Source organism: Streptomyces sp. NPDC079141 (genome assembly GCF_040686775.1).
In the GTDB taxonomy this organism is placed as follows: Bacteria; Actinomycetota; Actinomycetes; order Streptomycetales; family Streptomycetaceae; genus Streptomyces.
The window spans coordinates 210,511-226,334 of the sequence record NZ_JBFBLP010000015.1 but is presented as its reverse complement, the minus strand read 5'-3'; the positions used below and the strand labels follow the sequence as shown (position 1 = coordinate 226,334).

16 protein-coding genes and 2 tRNA genes are annotated in these 15,824 nt (G+C 70.6%); 10 read left to right on the top strand and 8 right to left on the bottom strand.

The genetic code is table 11. The features are described from left to right. Positions 1-219: 219 nt before the first annotated feature. Together AB0Q90_RS32550 and AB0Q90_RS32545 are read right to left on the bottom strand one after the other, a co-directional pair. The gene (locus AB0Q90_RS32550) at positions 220-951 is read right to left on the bottom strand and encodes a decarboxylase (RefSeq protein ID WP_363163626.1); all 732 of its coding nucleotides are present in this window, start codon (positions 949-951) and stop codon (positions 220-222) included. Next, positions 948-1,739: a decarboxylase gene (locus AB0Q90_RS32545; RefSeq protein WP_363163762.1), complete on the bottom strand. Its 792-nt coding sequence runs from the start codon at positions 1,737-1,739 to the stop codon at positions 948-950. Before AB0Q90_RS32545 ends, AB0Q90_RS32550 begins: the two co-directional genes overlap by 4 nt. A 141-nt stretch (positions 1,740-1,880) precedes the next feature. Here AB0Q90_RS32545 and AB0Q90_RS32540 point away from each other — a divergent pair, with 141 nt between their 5' ends. Both AB0Q90_RS32540 and AB0Q90_RS32535 read left to right on the top strand, forming a co-directional pair. Next, the gene (locus AB0Q90_RS32540) at positions 1,881-2,828 is read left to right on the top strand and encodes a D-2-hydroxyacid dehydrogenase (protein ID WP_363163627.1); all 948 of its coding nucleotides are present in this window, start codon (positions 1,881-1,883) and stop codon (positions 2,826-2,828) included. Between the two features lie 22 nt (positions 2,829-2,850). Further along, the gene (locus AB0Q90_RS32535) at positions 2,851-4,227 is read left to right on the top strand and encodes an amidase (RefSeq protein ID WP_363163628.1); all 1,377 of its coding nucleotides are present in this window, start codon (positions 2,851-2,853) and stop codon (positions 4,225-4,227) included. On the opposite strand, the gene AB0Q90_RS32530 is transcribed toward AB0Q90_RS32535, so the two are convergent. Further along, complete coding sequence (locus AB0Q90_RS32530) at positions 4,208-4,702, bottom strand: DUF3830 family protein (protein WP_363163629.1); 495 nt, start codon at positions 4,700-4,702, stop codon at positions 4,208-4,210. The genes AB0Q90_RS32535 and AB0Q90_RS32530 overlap by 20 nt on opposite strands. A 47-nt stretch (positions 4,703-4,749) precedes the next feature. Here AB0Q90_RS32530 and ehuB point away from each other — a divergent pair, with 47 nt between their 5' ends. The 6 genes from ehuB (at position 4,750) to AB0Q90_RS32500 (ending at position 8,992) form a co-directional block, all read left to right on the top strand. Further along, on the top strand, positions 4,750-5,655 hold the full coding sequence (gene ehuB / locus AB0Q90_RS32525; protein WP_363163630.1) for an ectoine/hydroxyectoine ABC transporter substrate-binding protein EhuB: 906 nt from the start codon (positions 4,750-4,752) through the stop codon (positions 5,653-5,655). Then, positions 5,652-6,347 (top strand): ectoine/hydroxyectoine ABC transporter permease subunit EhuC, encoded by a 696-nt coding sequence (ehuC, locus tag AB0Q90_RS32520; RefSeq protein WP_363163631.1) that lies wholly within the window; start codon positions 5,652-5,654, stop codon positions 6,345-6,347. Before ehuB ends, ehuC begins: the two co-directional genes overlap by 4 nt. Beyond that, the gene (gene ehuD / locus AB0Q90_RS32515) at positions 6,344-6,994 is read left to right on the top strand and encodes an ectoine/hydroxyectoine ABC transporter permease subunit EhuD (protein ID WP_363163632.1); all 651 of its coding nucleotides are present in this window, start codon (positions 6,344-6,346) and stop codon (positions 6,992-6,994) included. The genes ehuC and ehuD overlap by 4 nt, the downstream gene beginning before the upstream one ends. Positions 6,995-7,013: 19 nt before the next feature. Further along, positions 7,014-7,775: an ectoine/hydroxyectoine ABC transporter ATP-binding protein EhuA gene (gene ehuA, locus AB0Q90_RS32510; RefSeq protein ID WP_363163763.1), complete on the top strand. Its 762-nt coding sequence runs from the start codon at positions 7,014-7,016 to the stop codon at positions 7,773-7,775. 208 nt (positions 7,776-7,983) lie between these two features. Next, positions 7,984-8,742, top strand: a complete 759-nt coding sequence (locus AB0Q90_RS32505; protein ID WP_363163633.1) for an IclR family transcriptional regulator C-terminal domain-containing protein — start codon at positions 7,984-7,986, stop codon at positions 8,740-8,742. Between the two features lie 176 nt (positions 8,743-8,918). Continuing rightward, positions 8,919-8,992, top strand: a tRNA-Lys gene (locus AB0Q90_RS32500). Positions 8,993-9,106: 114 nt separating this feature from the next. Here the strand turns inward: AB0Q90_RS32500 and AB0Q90_RS32495 are convergent. The 5 genes from AB0Q90_RS32495 to AB0Q90_RS32475 all read right to left on the bottom strand — a co-directional run bounded on the left by AB0Q90_RS32495 (position 9,107) and on the right by AB0Q90_RS32475 (position 14,637). Then, the gene (locus tag AB0Q90_RS32495) at positions 9,107-10,762 is read right to left on the bottom strand and encodes an AMP-binding protein (protein WP_363163634.1); all 1,656 of its coding nucleotides are present in this window, start codon (positions 10,760-10,762) and stop codon (positions 9,107-9,109) included. A gap of 19 nt (positions 10,763-10,781) precedes the next feature. Next, entirely contained in the window at positions 10,782-11,321 is a 540-nt protein-coding gene (locus tag AB0Q90_RS32490) for a hypothetical protein (RefSeq protein ID WP_363163635.1), read from the bottom strand. A 102-nt stretch (positions 11,322-11,423) separates the two neighbouring features. Next, on the bottom strand, positions 11,424-12,029 hold the full coding sequence (locus AB0Q90_RS32485; RefSeq protein WP_363163636.1) for a lytic polysaccharide monooxygenase: 606 nt from the start codon (positions 12,027-12,029) through the stop codon (positions 11,424-11,426). 101 nt (positions 12,030-12,130) lie between these two features. Next, on the bottom strand, positions 12,131-13,249 hold the full coding sequence (locus tag AB0Q90_RS32480) for an SPFH domain-containing protein (protein ID WP_363163637.1): 1,119 nt from the start codon (positions 13,247-13,249) through the stop codon (positions 12,131-12,133). A 98-nt stretch (positions 13,250-13,347) separates the two neighbouring features. Then, the gene (locus AB0Q90_RS32475; protein WP_363163638.1) at positions 13,348-14,637 is read right to left on the bottom strand and encodes a peptidoglycan-binding protein; all 1,290 of its coding nucleotides are present in this window, start codon (positions 14,635-14,637) and stop codon (positions 13,348-13,350) included. Between the two features lie 174 nt (positions 14,638-14,811). Between AB0Q90_RS32475 and AB0Q90_RS32470 the strand changes: the two genes are divergently transcribed. Both AB0Q90_RS32470 and AB0Q90_RS32465 read left to right on the top strand, forming a co-directional pair. Continuing rightward, positions 14,812-14,885 (top strand) — tRNA-Lys (locus AB0Q90_RS32470). A 104-nt stretch (positions 14,886-14,989) separates the two neighbouring features. Next, positions 14,990-15,703, top strand: a complete 714-nt coding sequence (locus AB0Q90_RS32465) for a FadR/GntR family transcriptional regulator (RefSeq protein ID WP_363163639.1) — start codon at positions 14,990-14,992, stop codon at positions 15,701-15,703. The last annotated feature ends 121 nt before the right edge of the window (positions 15,704-15,824 follow it).

Below are 15,824 nucleotides of genomic sequence, written 5' to 3'. Positions count from 1 at the left end.
GGTGCTCAGATGTGCCCGGCCTGGGGCTGCGGCCCCTGCGGGTGGGTGGGGGTCAGGGATGGTTGCGGCCTCGTCCTCGAACGCCGGACGGGCTGGAGGTACCGACCGGTGCTCAGATGTGCCCGGCCTGGGGCTGCGGCCCCTGCGGGTGGGTGGGGGTCAGGGATGGTTGCGGCCTCGTCCTCGAACGCCGGACGGGCTGAAACGCGTCGCCCCCTCTCACACCTGCACGATCGGTTCCCTCGTGAACAGGGCGCCCAGGGCGGGGGCGTTTACTCGGCGGTCTGTTAGGCGCAGGGCTTCCCAGACTGTTACCTGGTTGGCTGTGAGGATCGGCTTGGAGAGTGCCCGTTCCAGGGTTGGGATCAGGGCCACTGTGTGCAGGGCCGTGTCCGGGAGGAGGACGGCGTCTGCGTCGGGGTGGTCGGCCTGCCTGGCGAGGGCGAGGACCTCCTTTTCGCCCCACTTGCCGACCTCCGCGGCCGTGATGATTCCGGAGTCGCGTACGCCGACCACGTCCGCACCGCCCGCGCGGAGGAAGTCGGCGAAGAGGGCGGCCACGTCGTCGGGGTACGTCGCGCCGATCGCCACCCGGCGTGCGCCGATCTCCGCGGCCGCGTGGACGAAGGCGAAGGACGTGGAGGACGCCGGCATGCCGGCTGTGCGGGCAAGGGTGCGTACCTGGTCCTGGGCGCCCTGCCAGCCGTAGACGAAGCTGCCGCTGGTGCAGGCCCACACCACCGCCTCGGCGCCGGACAGGCGCAGGGACTCGATGCCGGCGGCGAGCCGCTGCGGTGAGCCCATCTCGCGCAGGGCGTCGACGCGGTGGGCGTCCTCGCCGATGTCCGTGTGCACCAGGTCCACCCGGATGTCACTGCCCAGTAGCTGCTCGATGCGTGGATAGTCGTCCTCGGCGGAGTGGCCCGGGTAGAGGAATCCGAGTGCTGTCATGTCGAGCCTTCCTGCTGCTGTTCCACGTCCGGGAGTACGGGACGGCCGCCACGCGCCGCCGGATCGATGAGCGCCTGGTACGGTCCCACCGCCCGGGTACCCAGCCGGCGCAGTGCCGCCCACATCGTCACCTGGTTGGCCGAGAGCACCGGCATGCGCAGCTCCGCCTCCAGCTGCGGGATCACGTCGTACGTCGGCAGGTTGGTGCAGCTGATGAACAGGCAGTCCGTGCCGGCCCGCGCCGCCCGGTGCGCCATGTCCACCACATCGCGGTAGGGCACCTTCCATATGTGCCGCGTCAGCCCCATGAAGGCACACCCCGTCACCCTGACGCCCGCCTCGGCGACGTACTCCTCCAGCGCCCGCGTCACCGACATCGTGTACGGCGTCACCAGCGCCACCCGTCGTGCGCCGAGGTCGGCCAGCGCCTCCAGCAGTGCCCCCGAGGTGGTGACCGAGGGCACCGCGCCCGCCCTGGTCATCGCCTCGCACATCGCCCGCTCGCCCGCGATGCCGCCGACGAAGCTGCCGGAGGTGCAGGCGTAGGCCACCACCTCGGGGGCGATCGCGTTCAGGGTGCGGACGCCGTCGGCCAGCGTCTCGTGCTCGCTGACCAGGCGGGCCAGGTCCAGGCTCACCTCGACCGGGACGAAGGGCGTGCGCGTCAGATGCAGGGAGATCTCGTCCGGGACCCAGCGCCACAGCTCGCGGTCCAGGGCGAAGTCAAAGGGGGCGACTACACCTACACCGCGTTGTGGGTGTGGTCCGCCGAGGAAGGAGACATCCATGGCAGGCACCGGCCTCACCGTGAGGAAAGGGGAGCAACGGACCGTAGGCTCCGCCCGTGTTGACGAAGGTAGGTTCGGGTGCGAGCGTGGTCAATCCGCGCATGTCAGACGCCCGGCCCCGGCCCGGAGGAACGGCTGCCGATGACCTTGCCCACCCTGCTCGTGCTGGACGCCGACCCCCTTCCCCGCCTCGGGCGCCTCACCGGTCGCGCCCGGATCGAGCACGCGGACGAGTCGACCCTGGCCGAGCGGCTGCCGCACGCCGATGTGCTGCTGGTGTGGGACTTCACCTCGTACGCGGTGCGTGAGGCCTGGCCCGGCAAGGGTCCGCGTCCGCGCTGGGTGCACACCGCGAGCGCGGGCGTGGACCATCTGCTGTGCCCCGAGCTCGCCGCCTCCGACACGGTCGTCACCAACGCCCGCGGCATCTTCGACGAGCCCATCGCCGAGTACGTCGCCGCCCTCGTGCTCGCCATGGCCAAGGATCTGCCGCGGACGCTGGAGTTTCAGGGAGAGCGAACCTGGCGGCACCGTGAGTCGCAGCGCGTGGCCGGCACCCGCGCCTGTGTCGTGGGCTCCGGGCCCATCGGGCGGGCCGTCGTCCGCACCCTCAAGGCCCTCGGCGTCACCTGCGCGCTCGTCGGCCGTGAGCCCCGTACCGGCATCCACGGCCCCGACGACCTGGACCGGCTGATCGCCCGCGCCGACTGGGTGATCGCCGCCGCGCCGCTCACCGAGCAGACGTACGGCATGTTCGACGCCCGCCGGTTCGGTGTGATGCAGCCCTCCGCGCGGTTCATCAACGTCGGCCGCGGGCAGCTCGTGGTCGAGGAGGCGCTCGTTCGGGCGCTGTCCCGGCGGTGGATCGCGGGCGCCGCCCTGGATGTGTTCGCGCATGAACCGCTCGGCCCCGACAGCCCGTTGTGGGGGCTGCCGGGGCTGATCGTGTCCCCGCACATGAGCGGTGACACGGTCGGCTGGCGGGACGAACTCGCCGTGCAGTTCGTGGACTTGTTCGGGCGATGGGAGGCGGGCAGGACGCTGCCGAACGTGGTCGACAAGCAGCGCGGGTATGTACCGGGACGCTGAACCACCCACGGCTGGAGGATGGATGACCGACCTCACCGCACTGACCGCCGTACAACTCCTCGACGGCTACCGCACGGGCGCGTTCAGCCCGGTGGACGCCACCCGCGCGGCACTGGAGCGGGCCGAGCGGATCCAGCCGGAGGTGAACGCGTTCGTGCGGATCACCGCGGAACAGGCGCTCGAACAGGCGGAGGCCTCGGCCGGGCGGTGGCGGCGCGGGGAGCCGGCCGGGCTGCTGGACGGGGTCCCGGTCACGGTCAAGGACATACTGCTGGTACGCGGGGCGCCCACCCTCAAGGGCTCGAAAACCATTGCGGAGAAGGGCACTTGGAGCGAGGACGCGCCCTCCGTCGCGCGACTGAGGGCACACGGCGCGGTCTTCCTCGGCAAGACCACCACCCCGGAGTTCGGCTGGAAGGGCGTCACCGATTCACCCCTGACCGGCATCACCCGCCACCCCTACGACCCGACGCGCACCGCGGGCGGATCCAGCGGCGGTGCGGCGGCGGCCGTGGCGCTCGGCGCGGGTCCGCTGGCCCTCGGCACGGACGGCGGCGGCAGCGTCCGTATCCCGGCGGCCTTCTGCGGGATCTTCGCGCTGAAGCCGACCTACGGCAGGGTGCCGCTGTATCCGGCGAGCGCGTTCGGGACGCTGTCGCATGTGGGGCCGATGACCCGGGACGTGGCCGACGCGGCGCTGCTGATGGATGTCATCGGGGTGCCGGACTCCCGCGACTGGTCGGCGCTCGGCCCGCCGCCGGGCTCCTTCGCGGCGGGGCTGAGCGGCGGGGTGCACGGGCTGCGGGTGGCGTACTCGCCGTCGCTGGGCGGCCAGGTGGCGGTGCGGCCGGCGGTGGCGTCCGCGGTGCGGCGGGCGGTGGAACGGCTCGCGGGGCTCGGCGCGTACGTCGAGGAGACCGACCCGGACTTCACCGACCCGGTGGACGCCTTCCACACCCTGTGGTTCAGCGGCGCCGCCCGGGTCGTCCAGCATCTCGGGCCGCACCAGCGGGAGTTGCTCGACCCCGGCCTGCGGGAGATCTGCGGCCTGGGCACCCGGTACAGCGCCCTCGACTACCTCGCCGCCGTCGACGTACGGATGGAACTCGGCCGCCGGATGGGCCGTTTCCACGACTCCTACGACCTGCTCGTCACCCCCACGCTGCCGATCACGGCGTTCGAGGCGGGCGCCGAGGTGCCCAAGGGGTCGGGGCACCGCCGCTGGACGGGGTGGACGCCGTTCACGTACCCCTTCAACATGACGCAGCAGCCGGCGGCGACCGTCCCCGTCGGCCGGGACGGGGACGGGCTGCCGGTGGGCCTGCAGATCGTGGCCGCCCGGCACCGGGACGACCTGGTGCTGCGCACGGCCCACGCGCTCATGTCCGGCGGAAGCTGAGCGTCTCCCCCGCGGCGCCCGAGCGCCACAGGTCGTTGCAGGCGTCCGCCATCTCCGCGAGCCCTTCGACGACCTGGCCCCAGACGATGCCGGGCACCCAGCCCACATCGCCGTTGAGCAGGAGGTTGTTGCGCTCGTAGAACAGGGCCAGGTCGACCAGGGTGGTGCCGGGGCGGACCTCGCGGTCGTAGCCGTAGGCCTTCGTGCCGAGTTCGGCGCCCGCGAAGGAGAAATAACAGAGATCTCCGGGGATCGGGGTAACTGTCGGATTTTCCAGGGGTGGCTCCGATTTCGCGAACGGCGGGAAGAGGGCGTAGATCTCGTTGCGGGCGTATTTGGCGTGGTAGACGTCGCCGCTCAGCGGGAGGGCGTCCCAGACGGCCGCGCAGGTGATCGGTGCGCGGTCGTCCAGGAGTTTCGCCGTGCAGTGGATGTCCCGTTTGAGGAGCGACACCTCGATGAACCGATCAGTCATGCAATCCAGGGTGCATACATCGCATGCTCCCGGGTAGCCGCGCCGCCATGGCTCCACCACTGGAACATGGCGAACACACATCCGGAACCACCCGCCGATCGCTGCTCGCGGGGGTGGCGGCGCTCGGTGCGCTGGGCGCGGCCGGCTGCTCACGGGTGGCCACCGCCTCCACCGAGGACGGCGGTGACCTGCTCGAACGGCTGCGCGCGGCAGGTGTCGTACGGCTCGGGATCGCGGGTGAGATCCCGTTCGGATACATCAACACGGACGGCGAGCTGACCGGTGAGGCACCCGAGCTCGCGGAGGTGATCTTCAAGCGGCTGGGGGTGGACCGGGTCCAGCCGGTGCCGACGGAGTTCGGCTCGCTGATTCCCGGGCTGAATTCCCAGCAGTTCGATGTCGTGGCGGCCGGGATGTATGTGAATCCCGAGCGCTGTGAGCAGGTCATCTTCGCCGATCCCGATTACCAGATGCTCGACGCGTTCATCGTCCGCAAGGGCAATCCAAAGGGTCTGAACAACTATCAGGACGTCGTCGAGAAGAAGGCGAAGTTCGCGACCGGCACCGGTTATGCGGAGATCCAGTACGCGGTCGAGGCCGGATACCAGGAGAGCGACATCCTCATCGTCCCGGACCAGGTCGCGGGGCTGAACGCGGTCGAGGCCGGCCGGGTCGACGTCTTCGCGGGAACCGCGGTGACCACCCGTGCGGTGGTGAAGAAGTCGAACAAGGCCGAGTCGACCGAGCCCTTCAAACCGATCGTCGGCGGCGAACCCCATGTCGACGGCGGCGCCTTCGCGTTCCGGCCGACCGAGACGAATCTGCGCGACGCGTTCAACGTCGAGCTGCACAAGCTGAAGAAGAGCGGCGAACTGCTGCGCATCCTCAAGCCGTTCGGTTTCACGGAGGCGGAGATGACCGATCTGACCGCGAAGGAGCTGTGCGGCGGATGACTTCGGGACTCTGGGAACTCGTACTCAAGGGCGTCTGGGTCACCGTCCAGCTGCTCGTGTTCAGCGCGCTGCTGGCCGCGGCCGTGTCGTTCGTGGTCGGCATCGCCCGCACCCACCGGCTGTGGATCGTCCGCTTCCTCGCGGGCTTCTACACCGAGGTGTTCCGCGGGACCTCCGCGCTGGTGATGATCTTCTGGGTGTTCTTCGTGCTGCCCACGGCCTTCGGCTGGCAGCTGGTGCCGATGTGGGCGGGCACGCTGGCGCTCGGTCTGACGTACGGCGCATACGGCTCGGAGATCGTGCGCGGCGCGCTGACGGCGGTCGACCCGGCGCAGAAGGAGGGCGGTATCGCCCTCAGCTTCACACCCTGGCAGCGGATGCGGCTGATCCTGCTGCCGCAGGCGGTGCCGGAGATGATCCCGCCGTTCTCCAATCTGCTGATCGAGCTGCTCAAGGGCACCGCCCTGGTGTCGGTCATGGGCATGGGCGATCTGGCGTTCAGCGGCAACCTGGTACGCCTCGCACTCCAGGAGAGCGCGGAGATCTACACGTACCTCCTGCTCATCTACTTCGTGATCGCCTTCCTGCTCACCCGGGTGATGCGGGGTCTTGAGCGGAAGCTGAAGGCGGGGGTCGGGAAGCGGCCGGAGCCGGCGAAGCGGCGGGAGCTCGTGGGCGGTGGTGTCGCATGACCTGGGACTGGAACGCCGTGAGCGACTTCATGCCGCTGTTCTGGGACGGGCTGTGGGTCACCCTTCAGGCCCTCGCCCTCGGTTCGCTGATCTCCTTCGCGCTGGGCCTGGTCTGGGCGCTGCTGATGCGCACGCCCACCCGCTGGGTGCGCTGGCCGGTCGGCGTGGTCACCGAGTTCGTGCGCAACACGCCGCTGCTGGTGCAGCTGTTCTTCCTCTTCTACGTGCTGCCCGAGTGGGGCCTGACCTTCTCGGCGCTGACCACCGGTGTGGTCGGCATCGGGCTGCACTACTCGACGTACACGATGCAGGTCTACCGGGCCGGCATCGAGGCGGTGCCGGTCGGCCAGTGGGAGGCCGCGACGGCGCTGAATCTGCCGCTGCGCAGGACGTGGACGGCGGTGATCCTGCCGCAGGCGATCCGCCGGGTCGTCCCCGCCCTCGGCAACTACGTGATCGCGATGCTCAAGGACACGCCGTTGCTGATGGCGATCACCGTGCTCGACATGCTCGGCCAGGCGCGGCTGTTCTCCCAGGAGCACTTCCAGTTCACCGAGCCCCTGACGGTGATCGGCGCGGCCTTCATCGTCATTTCCTATCTGGCCTCCCTTCTTCTGCGAGCCCTGGAGCGACGCCTTGTCCACTGACATCCAGCACAGTCCCGACATGAACCCCGCCGACAAGCGCTCCAGCGGCGAGCTGATCCGGCTGGAGCAGGTCACCAAGCGGTTCGGCGAGCACACGGTCCTCGACCACCTGGACTTCTCGGTCCGGGCCGGCAAGCACGTCACGCTCATCGGGCCGTCCGGGTCGGGCAAGACCACGATCCTCAGGCTGCTGATGACGCTGACCAAGCCGGACGAGGGCACGATCACCGTGGACGGGGAGCGGCTGTTCCCGGCGCCGGAGAAGCAGGTCCGCGAGGTCCGCAAGAAGATCGGGATGGTGTTCCAGCAGTTCAACCTGTTCCCGAACATGACCGTCCTGAGGAACATCACCGAGGCCCCGGTGACCGTGCTCGGCATGTCCCGGGACGAGGCCGAGGAGCGGGCCCGGGACCTGCTGGAGCTGGTGGGGCTGACCGACCATGTCGACAAGCACCCCGCCCAGCTGTCCGGCGGCCAGCAGCAGCGGGTGGCGATCGCCCGCGCGCTGGCGATGCGGCCGCAGGTGCTGCTGCTGGACGAGGTGACCTCGGCGCTCGACCCGGAGCTGGTCGCGGGCGTCCTCGACGTGCTCAGGGACATCGCGCGTTCCACCGACATCACGATGCTCTGTGTGACCCACGAGATGAATTTCGCCCGGGACATCTCGGACCAGGTGCTGATGTTCGACTCCGGACGGGTCATCGAGGCGGGCGCGCCGGAGAAGATCTTCAGCGAACCGGAGCAGGACCGGACGCGGGAATTTCTCAGTGCGGTTCTCTGACTACGGGATGTGAAGGCGCCAATCCACGAGGTCCGCTGGCTGGGTCATGACTTTGGCATATGCCAGAGTGCCAGCGGTGCTGCTGAGGGCGACACAATCTCGTCAACAGCCGCTCACTACAAGCCGTTTGCCGGTTATCGTGGAGAGGATTCGCTGACCGGATCACGGCACAGTAACTAGTGCGACTGAGCGAGCGCAGGGGGAAACCGTGGCGCTGAAGCACGAGCCGACCGCGCCGTACCACTCGGCCCAGGACGCCCTGCGCGTCCTGGAAACCGTGGCGCGGCACACCACAGGAATCACCGACGTCGAACTCGCGCGGCACACCGCCCTCAGCCCGGAGCGCCTGACCAGCCTCCTGAGGATGCTGCGCCGCGAGGGATACGTCGAGCAGGTCACCGACGGCGCGTATGTGACGGGCGAGGCACTGACCCGCCTCGGCTCCGCGCACGACCGCGAGGACGCCCTGCGCGAGAAACTCCAGCGCACGCTGGACCGGCTGCGCGACTCGGTCGGCGCAGCCGTGTACATCAGCCGGTACGTCGACGGTGAGGTGAAGGTCACACAGTACGCCGACGGACCGGACACCCCCGCGGTGAACGAGTGGGTGGACTTCCGCTACTCGGCCCACGCCACGGCGGTCGGCAAGAGCCTGCTCACCCAGCTCGACCACAACGGCCGCCGGGATCATCTCTCCCGGCACAAGATGGCGCGCCTGACCTCGCGCACGATCACCAGCGACCGGCTGCTCCTGTCCCGACTGGAGTCCCAGCCGGCCACCGTGCCGGTCCTGGACCTCCAGGAGTACGCGGTGGGCACGGTGTGCGCGGCGGTCCCGATCACCGCGGGGGCCTCCGTCGGGTGCCTGGCACTGTCCCTGCCGGTGGAGCACGCGCATCGCCTCCGGCAGGCGGCGGATGCGCTGAACCGGAATGCGGCGCCGGTGCTCTTGTCTTTGGCGATCTAGGTAGTTTCTTCGCCTGTGGGCGCGTGGGGGCTGGTCGCGCCCACGCGGCGGAGCCGCACATTGATACAGCCCCGCGCCCCTGGGTGGGTCCACTTGGCCGTGGTCAGAAGCACCCCTCCAGACCAGGTAGTATTTTCTTCGTCGCCAGCCGCGAAAGCGAGCGTGGCGAGAGTCATGCGCCGCTAGCTCAGTTGGTTAGAGCAGCTGACTCTTAATCAGCGGGTCCGGGGTTCGAGTCCCTGGCGGCGCACAAACGGTGAAGGCCCTTCGCGGAAGCGGGGGGCCTTCGCTTTTGACCAGGCTTCCCCCAGGCGCCGGGGCAGTCGGCTGGGGGTCTGGGGGTTATCCCCCAGAAGATGCAGCATCAGCGGGTCCGGGGTTCGAGTCCCTGGCGGCGCACAGATGAAGGGCCTCTCGTGGAAACGAGGGGCCCTTCGGCGTCCTCCGGGGTCAGTCGCCGGTAGGTCCGCTCCCCGGGCGGGCGCCACCACACCGGGTCCGTACACCGCACGCCCTCCCTTCTCAGCAGCGCTCGGTGGATCTTGTTCGTTGCGGTGACCGGCATCCGCTCCAGCACCCGGACGAAGCGGGGAGCCATCTTCGTCCCGAGGTCGGGCTGGGCGGCCAGGAACCCGGTGAACGCCACCGGCTCGAAGACCCCGGCGATGGCCGCCATCACCTGGTCCCCGGTCACGGGATCCGGCACCGGATAGACGGCGACGGAGTCGACCCCCTCGTACCGGGCGAGGATGTTCTCGATCATCGCGGCGGCCAGGTTCTCGCCGTCGACGCGGAGCCGGTCGTCGGCCCGCCCGGCGAAGTACAGGTAGCCGTCGGCGTCCCGGCAGAAGAGGTCGCCGGTCCAGTACGCACCGTCCCGGCGCCGTTCGGCCTCGGCCTCGGGGTTGCGCCAGTAGCCCTCGAAGGGGTTCGGCCCGCGGTTCACCAGCTCCCCGATCGCCCGGTCCCCGTTCAGCAGCCGCCCGGCCGGGCCGAAGCGTGCGGGCGGGCACTCCTCCCCCGTCTCCGGATCGAGTACGACGAGACCGGGCGCCGCCCGCCCCACCGCACCGGCCGGCGTGCCCGGCGACCACTGCACGGCCGCGCCGCCCTCCGAGGACCCGTAGCCCTCCACCAGCCGCACCCCGAACCGCCGCTCGAAGGCCGCCGCGTCCGCCGCCCCCGCCTCGGTGCCGAAGCCGACGCGCAGGGGGTTGTCCCGGTCGTCGGGGCGCTCCTCGGTGGCCAGTACGTACTGGATCGCCCGGCCCACGTAGGTGAAGTACGTCGCCCGGTAGGCCCGTACGTCCGCGAGGAAGCCGGAGGCGGAGAACCGCCGCCGCAGGGCCACGCCCGCCCCGGCCGTGAGGGCGGGAGCCCAGTCGGCGATGACCGCGTTGCCGTGGAACATCGGCATGCAGATGTAGTGCACGTCGTCGGGCCGGACCCCGAACTGCCCGGCCAGCGCCCGGCCGGCGGCGGCCAGGCGCCCCTGGGTGCAGATCGCGGCCTTCGGAGCGCCGGTCGAGCCGGAGGTGAAGCACAGCAGCAGCCGGTCGCCCGGGTCGGCCCGGGAGGCGTCCGGCCGGGCGTCGGCGTAGGGCGCGAGGAGGGCGTCGTACTCTTCCGAACCGGTCAGCAGCAGGCGGACGCCGGGCAGGTCGAGGCCGTCGAGGAGCGGGAGGCGGGCCGGTTCGGTGATCAGGATCCGGCACTCGGTGTGCAGGATGTCCCGGACCAGTTCCGGGCCGCGGCGGGTGGGGTTGATGCCCGCGACGGCGGCCCGGGCGAGGGCCGCCGCGCTCAACCACAGCGGGTATTCCGGGGTGTTGTCGAGCAGAACCCCGATATGCGGCTCGGAGCCCGCCGGCATCAGATCGGCCAGCAGCGCCGCCCGGGCCGCCGCGCCCGCCGCCACCTCGTGGTGGGTGAGCGCACGCCCCTCGAACCACAGCCCGGCCCGGTGGTCGCCCCACCGGCCGGCGACGAGCTCCGCGACCGTACGCCCTGTGGACTCCATGGCGGCGCACGGTAATTGATTAGTCGTCAGTTGTGGAGGGCCACGGGGTCAGCGTCTCGCCGTCGATCACAACGGTGTCGCCGATGTCGGTGCCCTCGCCGGAACCGAACCCGAACTCGTCGGACATCTTGTGGTACGTGACCATGAAGCCGACGCAGAACACCGCGATCACGCCGAGGAAGGCCAGGGCGCCGACGGTGGCGGCCGCGAGTCCGGCCCGGCGCGGGGCCTTGGCCGTGGCGAAGATCTCGCCGCCCTCGGCGTAGTGGACGGTGACGAAGTCACCCTCCAGCGTCGTCGCCGGGCCGTCCTCCTCCTCGAAGCGGACGACGCGGCCGTCGCGCGCGGTGAACTCGTAGACGTGGTGGAGCGTGGTGCTCACCGAGGTGTCACCGCTGCCGCCGTGGGTCGTCGTGAACATCCGCAGACAGCGCCCCTCGGCCGTCAGGCCGCTGTTCCAGGCGCGGCGGAGCCGCAGAGCGCGGCGCACCAGCCGGTGGGCGCCGAGCAGGACCACGGCCAGGATCAGGCCGGGTACCAGGTAGAAGAAGAAGTCCATGGTGCTCCCCCGAGGTCGGATACCGCTCCCCTACGCCGACTTGGTCGGGTCGGCGTAGGGGGAACGTACCCGTGGGGGGTGGCGGAGTTGCTCAAGCGATGCTCAGAACGTGATGTCCGAGCAGGCGTAGAAGGCGTTGCCCGTGTCGGCGATCGTCCACACCGCGAGGATGACGTGTCGTCCGCTGAGCCCGGACGGCAGTGTGCCGCTGTGCGAGAGCGTCGACGGCGGGCGCTGGCCGTTGTACGGCACCGTCAGGAACGGGGTGAGGTTGAGGTCGGAGCGGGCGAGGTTGTGGCTCTGGTTCCAGCCCGGCTTGGTGATGTAGTACTTGAAGTCCGTCGTGGCGTGCATGGCGGTGAACTGCCAGCGGAACGTGTAGCTCTGACCGCCCGTCACCTTGGTGGCCGGCCAGGTGCCGCCCGACGGGGTGCGCGGCGAGCTGAGCTGGCTGAACTGGCTCAGTCCCGCGTTGCATATCTGTCCGTCGGCCGGGCCGGAGCCCGGGAAGCCCTTCGGGCCCTCGACGCTCTGCGGCTCCCACTGGATCGGGCCGCAGTTGGTGACGGTGCCGTTCTGGCAGAGCTTCTGCCTGCTGATGGGGAGGTCGGTGTAGCCGTGGCCGCTGGCTCCGCCGGAGGAGAGCACCAGTGCTCCGGTGGTGGCGAGTCCGACCACGGCGGCAGACAACTTGGTCTTTCTGCGCATGCTGCCGCTCCTGGAGAACGTGGGGGAGTTTCAGTGAGCTGTGCAGGTAGGTCTAGACCAAGTCTGAGAGTAGGACCGTCAGTTGAACATGTCCATACCAATCACGATCCCGTTTCCCCGCGGCCCGCGCAGAACGCCACCGTCAGGTCCTTCACCAGCGCCTTGCGCTCGTAGTCGTCGAGCTCGACCAGGCCGCGCATGGTCAGCCGCGTCACCGTGTCCTCCACCGAGTCGACGACCGAGGTGAGCACGCTCGCCCGGTGCCGCGCGTCCAGCGCGGCGATCCGCCGGCGGTGCATCGCGGCGGCGACCTCGGGGGCGTACTCCACCCGCACCGGCTGCACCGAGAACACCTCAAGGCCCACCGGCGCCGTGTCCGCCGCCACCAGCCGGGTCAGCGCCTCCCCGGCCGCCTCCGTCGCGCCCTGTGCACCGCCCGGCGGCTCCACCGGCACCCGGGCCAGCGCCGCCTCGACGCACTCGCGCAGGTACGACTCGTGGTCCTCGACACCCAACGTGGCCCGCGCGGTGTCCCGCACCCGCCACACCACCAGCACCACCACCCGCAGCGCGACTCCGTTGCCGTCGGCGGCCGGCAGGGCCTCGCTGCGCCAGTGCCGCAGCCGTACGTCGACCCGGCGGCGCAGCAGCAGCGGGTTGACCCACATCAGACCGGTCCGGCGGACCGTCCCCCGGTAGCGGCCGAAGAGACCGAGCACCCAGGCCCGCCCGGTCCGGCCGCGGGCCAGCCCGCCGAAGCCGACCAGGCCGAGCGCCCCGGCCCCGGCATACGCCGCCCACTGCACCGGTCCCAGGCCCGCCGCCGTGGCCGCCGGCAGCCCGAGCGCGTCCAGCGCGAGCGGCGGCAGCGCGCCCGCCCACCACGAGGTGACCGCGCAGCCCGCCGCCCCGCAGGCCCCGGCGAGCACCCCGACCGCCCCGGGCAGCACCCGCGCGGGCCGCTCCGTCAGCTCGGGGTCGACCTCCGGCGCCGGACGCGGGGTCACCGCCGTAGGCCTGCGCAGCCGCGGCTGCTCCCCCGTCCCCTGCCGGCGTGCCACGACGGCGGGCCCGATCGGCACGGCCACCGGGTCGGGGTCGTCGCGGAACAGCAGGTGGACGGGGATCTCGGTGGTCGCCTCGTTCTGGATGAGCCGGGCGGGCCGTGGCCCCTCGGACTCCGGGGTCGAAGAAGACGTAGAAGAAGTGGTCGTGCTCATGCGTGCCTCCAGCCTCCGCGCCAGATGCGTCACAACAGGGGGTACAGCAGGGGTGCAACAGGGGATGCGGGTTGTGGGTTGTGGGTTGTGGGTCGCCGTTACGAGAACAGCCGCCGCCAGGTCTCCGGGCCCGGGTAGCCGTCCGCCGCGCCGCCCCGCCATCCCTGGGCGCGCTGGAAGGCCTCGACGTTCCGGCGGTCCGCCTCGCCCCAGCGCGGACCCGGACCGCTCGTGTAGTACTTGCCGAACCCTTTCTTCACGAGCTGCTTCCCGAGCAGCGTGACGTAGGTGCTCTTCGCCCCCGGCCGGAATGCCGCCCGCCCCGGATATCCGGGCGCCGCCGTGGACGGGGCGGGCGCCCCGGCCGCCCCCGCCCGGACGTCCTTGCCCCGGCCCGTGACGAGCAGCGCCCAGGTCTCCGGCCCCGGCAGCCCGTCCGCGTCCCGGCCCCGCCAGCCCTGCGCCTGCTGGAAGGCCTGGGTGGCCCGGCGGTCCGCGTCCGACCAGCGAGGGCCGGGCCCGGAGGAGTAGTAGTGGCCGGCCCCGCGCTCGACGAGCATGCGGCCCAGCTGGGTGACGTACTTGTTGTTGGCCCCGGGCCCGAAGTGGACCCGGCCCGGGTAGGGCGCCGCGGCCGGCTCCGGGGCGTCCGGCTCCGACCCCGCCGTACCGCCCGCGAGCCCCTTGTAGCGGTAGGCGAGATACCGGGCGGAATTGCTCCAGTAGGCGTACGGGGTGGCCTGCTTGCGGGCATACGGGCGGGTCGCCTCGTAGGCGATGTAGTAGGTGTGCGTGTAGTCGGTCCAGCCGCCGAAAATGGTGACGTGCGAGCCTTTCTCGGGGTCCGCCGGATTGTGGAACAGCAGAATGTCGCCGGGCTGGAGCTCTTCCTTGGGGATGCGCGTTCCGTACTGGTCGAGGCTGCCCGTCCATTCGTTCCCGGGCAGGTTCCAGGCCATCGAGACGAATCCCGAGCAGTCCTGCCGGTATCCGTCCGCCCAGTACCGGGACATGCTGTACGGCACTCTCGCCGCGACCCATTCCTTGGCCCGTTTGATGATCTCCGCGCGGGTGGTCTCCGGGGGCTTGGCGGGCCGGGCCGGGGTGCCGCTCGGGCCGTGCAGCGGGGCCTTGCTCCCCTGCGGGGTATCGGGCTCGTCACCTGCGGGAACGCTAGGCCGGTCGGGTGCCTGGGGGGCCGCGAGCGCCGGTACGGCAGGGGCGGCGCCGAGGACCGCGGTGGCCGCCGCCACGATCACCGTCCGGTGGGCCGGGCCGCCGCCCGTCCGGCCGGTCGCGGAATGCGCCGTGGCGCGGCGCCGGTGAACGCAGCCGGGGCAGTCGCAGTCGCTCGCGGGATCGAATTCCTCGAATACCGGAGTCTCCATGCGATTCCCCTCACACTCCAGGTGGAAATATCCGCGCCTGTACACGTTCGTCAGTTTCTCAACTGTCTTCCGGACGCGCATGTTGACGGTCCGAATGATGTACGGGGCCGCCCCCGCGCCTCCGACGCGGTCCGGAGCACCCCCGCAGGTCCGGTAGAGTTCTCACGTCAGCAGGCGCCGCTAGCTCAGTTGGTTAGAGCAGCTGACTCTTAATCAGCGGGTCCGGGGTTCGAGTCCCTGGCGGCGCACAGACAGTGAAGGCCCTTCGCGAAAGCGGGGGGCCTTCGCCTTTGAGGAAGCCCCTCGTGCACACGAGGGGCTTTCTGCGTAACCGGGCCGCTACCCTCTCGCCATGGCAGCGCGAGACCTCCAGGAGCGGATCAAGAAGCTCATCATCGACCGCCGGCTGGGCTCCGGGGCCCCGCTGCCGACGGAGCCGGAGCTGATGGAGTTCCTGGGCGCGAGCCGGAACTCGGTGCGCGAGGCGCTCAAGGCGCTCCAGGCCATGGGCATCGTGGAGATCCGGCACGGGTTCGGGACGTACGTCGGCCCGATGTCGCTGGCCCCGATGATCGAGGGCCTCGCCTTCCGCACGGTCGCCGGGCACTACCGGGGCGAGGACAGCCTGCTCCAGCTGCTGGAACTGCGGGAGGCCGTGGAGACGGGGCTGGCCTCCCGGCTCGCGGGCCGGATCCCGGAACAGGACCTCGTTGAACTGGACGGGCTCGTCGACCGTATGGAAGAGCAGGCCGCGCGGGGTGCGGGCCTGGCCGAGACCGACCGGGCCTTCCACGCCACCCTCTACCGGGGGCTGGACAACGTGCTGCTGAGCGAGGTCCTGGAGGCGTTCTGGGACGCGTTCCACCGGGTCCGCACGGACCTCGGGGGCGAGCCGCAGGATCCGATGATCACCTGCCGGCAGCACCGCGAGATCCTGGACGCGGTGCGGTCCGGTGATGCGCTGCGGGCGGAAGGAGCCATAAGGGAGCACTTCGGCAACATCCGTGCCCGGGTGTCCACAACCGGTACACAAGACCCCCACAGGCGCCACAATGAACGCGTATGACCGGTAAACACCGCGTTTCGCATCTTGCGATCATGCTGAACGCCGTAGAACCCTGGTTCTTCAAGCTGCCGCGGATTCGCGGTAGTTGGGGGGCAAGGAGCCGGTTGTCCGATTGCGGGGA

Excerpts from the sequence above, each read along its gene's own strand:
- AB0Q90_RS32535 (WP_363163628.1), top strand. The coding sequence starts at position 2,851 with ATGACCGACCTCACCGCACTGACCGCCGTACAACTCCTCGACGGCTAC.
- ehuC (WP_363163631.1), top strand. The coding sequence starts at position 5,652 with ATGACTTCGGGACTCTGGGAACTCGTACTCAAGGGCGTCTGGGTCACC.
- AB0Q90_RS32540 (WP_363163627.1), top strand. The coding sequence starts at position 1,881 with ATGACCTTGCCCACCCTGCTCGTGCTGGACGCCGACCCCCTTCCCCGC.
- AB0Q90_RS32490 (WP_363163635.1), bottom strand. The coding sequence starts at position 11,321 with ATGGACTTCTTCTTCTACCTGGTACCCGGCCTGATCCTGGCCGTGGTC.
- AB0Q90_RS32530 (WP_363163629.1), bottom strand. The coding sequence starts at position 4,702 with ATGACTGATCGGTTCATCGAGGTGTCGCTCCTCAAACGGGACATCCAC.
- AB0Q90_RS32465 (WP_363163639.1), top strand. The coding sequence starts at position 14,990 with ATGGCAGCGCGAGACCTCCAGGAGCGGATCAAGAAGCTCATCATCGAC.
- AB0Q90_RS32550 (WP_363163626.1), bottom strand. The coding sequence starts at position 951 with ATGACAGCACTCGGATTCCTCTACCCGGGCCACTCCGCCGAGGACGAC.
- AB0Q90_RS32545 (WP_363163762.1), bottom strand. The coding sequence starts at position 1,739 with ATGGATGTCTCCTTCCTCGGCGGACCACACCCACAACGCGGTGTAGGT.
- ehuD (WP_363163632.1), top strand. The coding sequence starts at position 6,344 with ATGACCTGGGACTGGAACGCCGTGAGCGACTTCATGCCGCTGTTCTGG.
- AB0Q90_RS32475 (WP_363163638.1), bottom strand. The coding sequence starts at position 14,637 with ATGGAGACTCCGGTATTCGAGGAATTCGATCCCGCGAGCGACTGCGAC.
- AB0Q90_RS32485 (WP_363163636.1), bottom strand. The coding sequence starts at position 12,029 with ATGCGCAGAAAGACCAAGTTGTCTGCCGCCGTGGTCGGACTCGCCACC.
- AB0Q90_RS32480 (WP_363163637.1), bottom strand. The coding sequence starts at position 13,249 with ATGAGCACGACCACTTCTTCTACGTCTTCTTCGACCCCGGAGTCCGAG.
- AB0Q90_RS32495 (WP_363163634.1), bottom strand. The coding sequence starts at position 10,762 with ATGGAGTCCACAGGGCGTACGGTCGCGGAGCTCGTCGCCGGCCGGTGG.
- ehuA (WP_363163763.1), top strand. The coding sequence starts at position 7,014 with ATGAACCCCGCCGACAAGCGCTCCAGCGGCGAGCTGATCCGGCTGGAG.
- ehuB (WP_363163630.1), top strand. The coding sequence starts at position 4,750 with ATGGCTCCACCACTGGAACATGGCGAACACACATCCGGAACCACCCGC.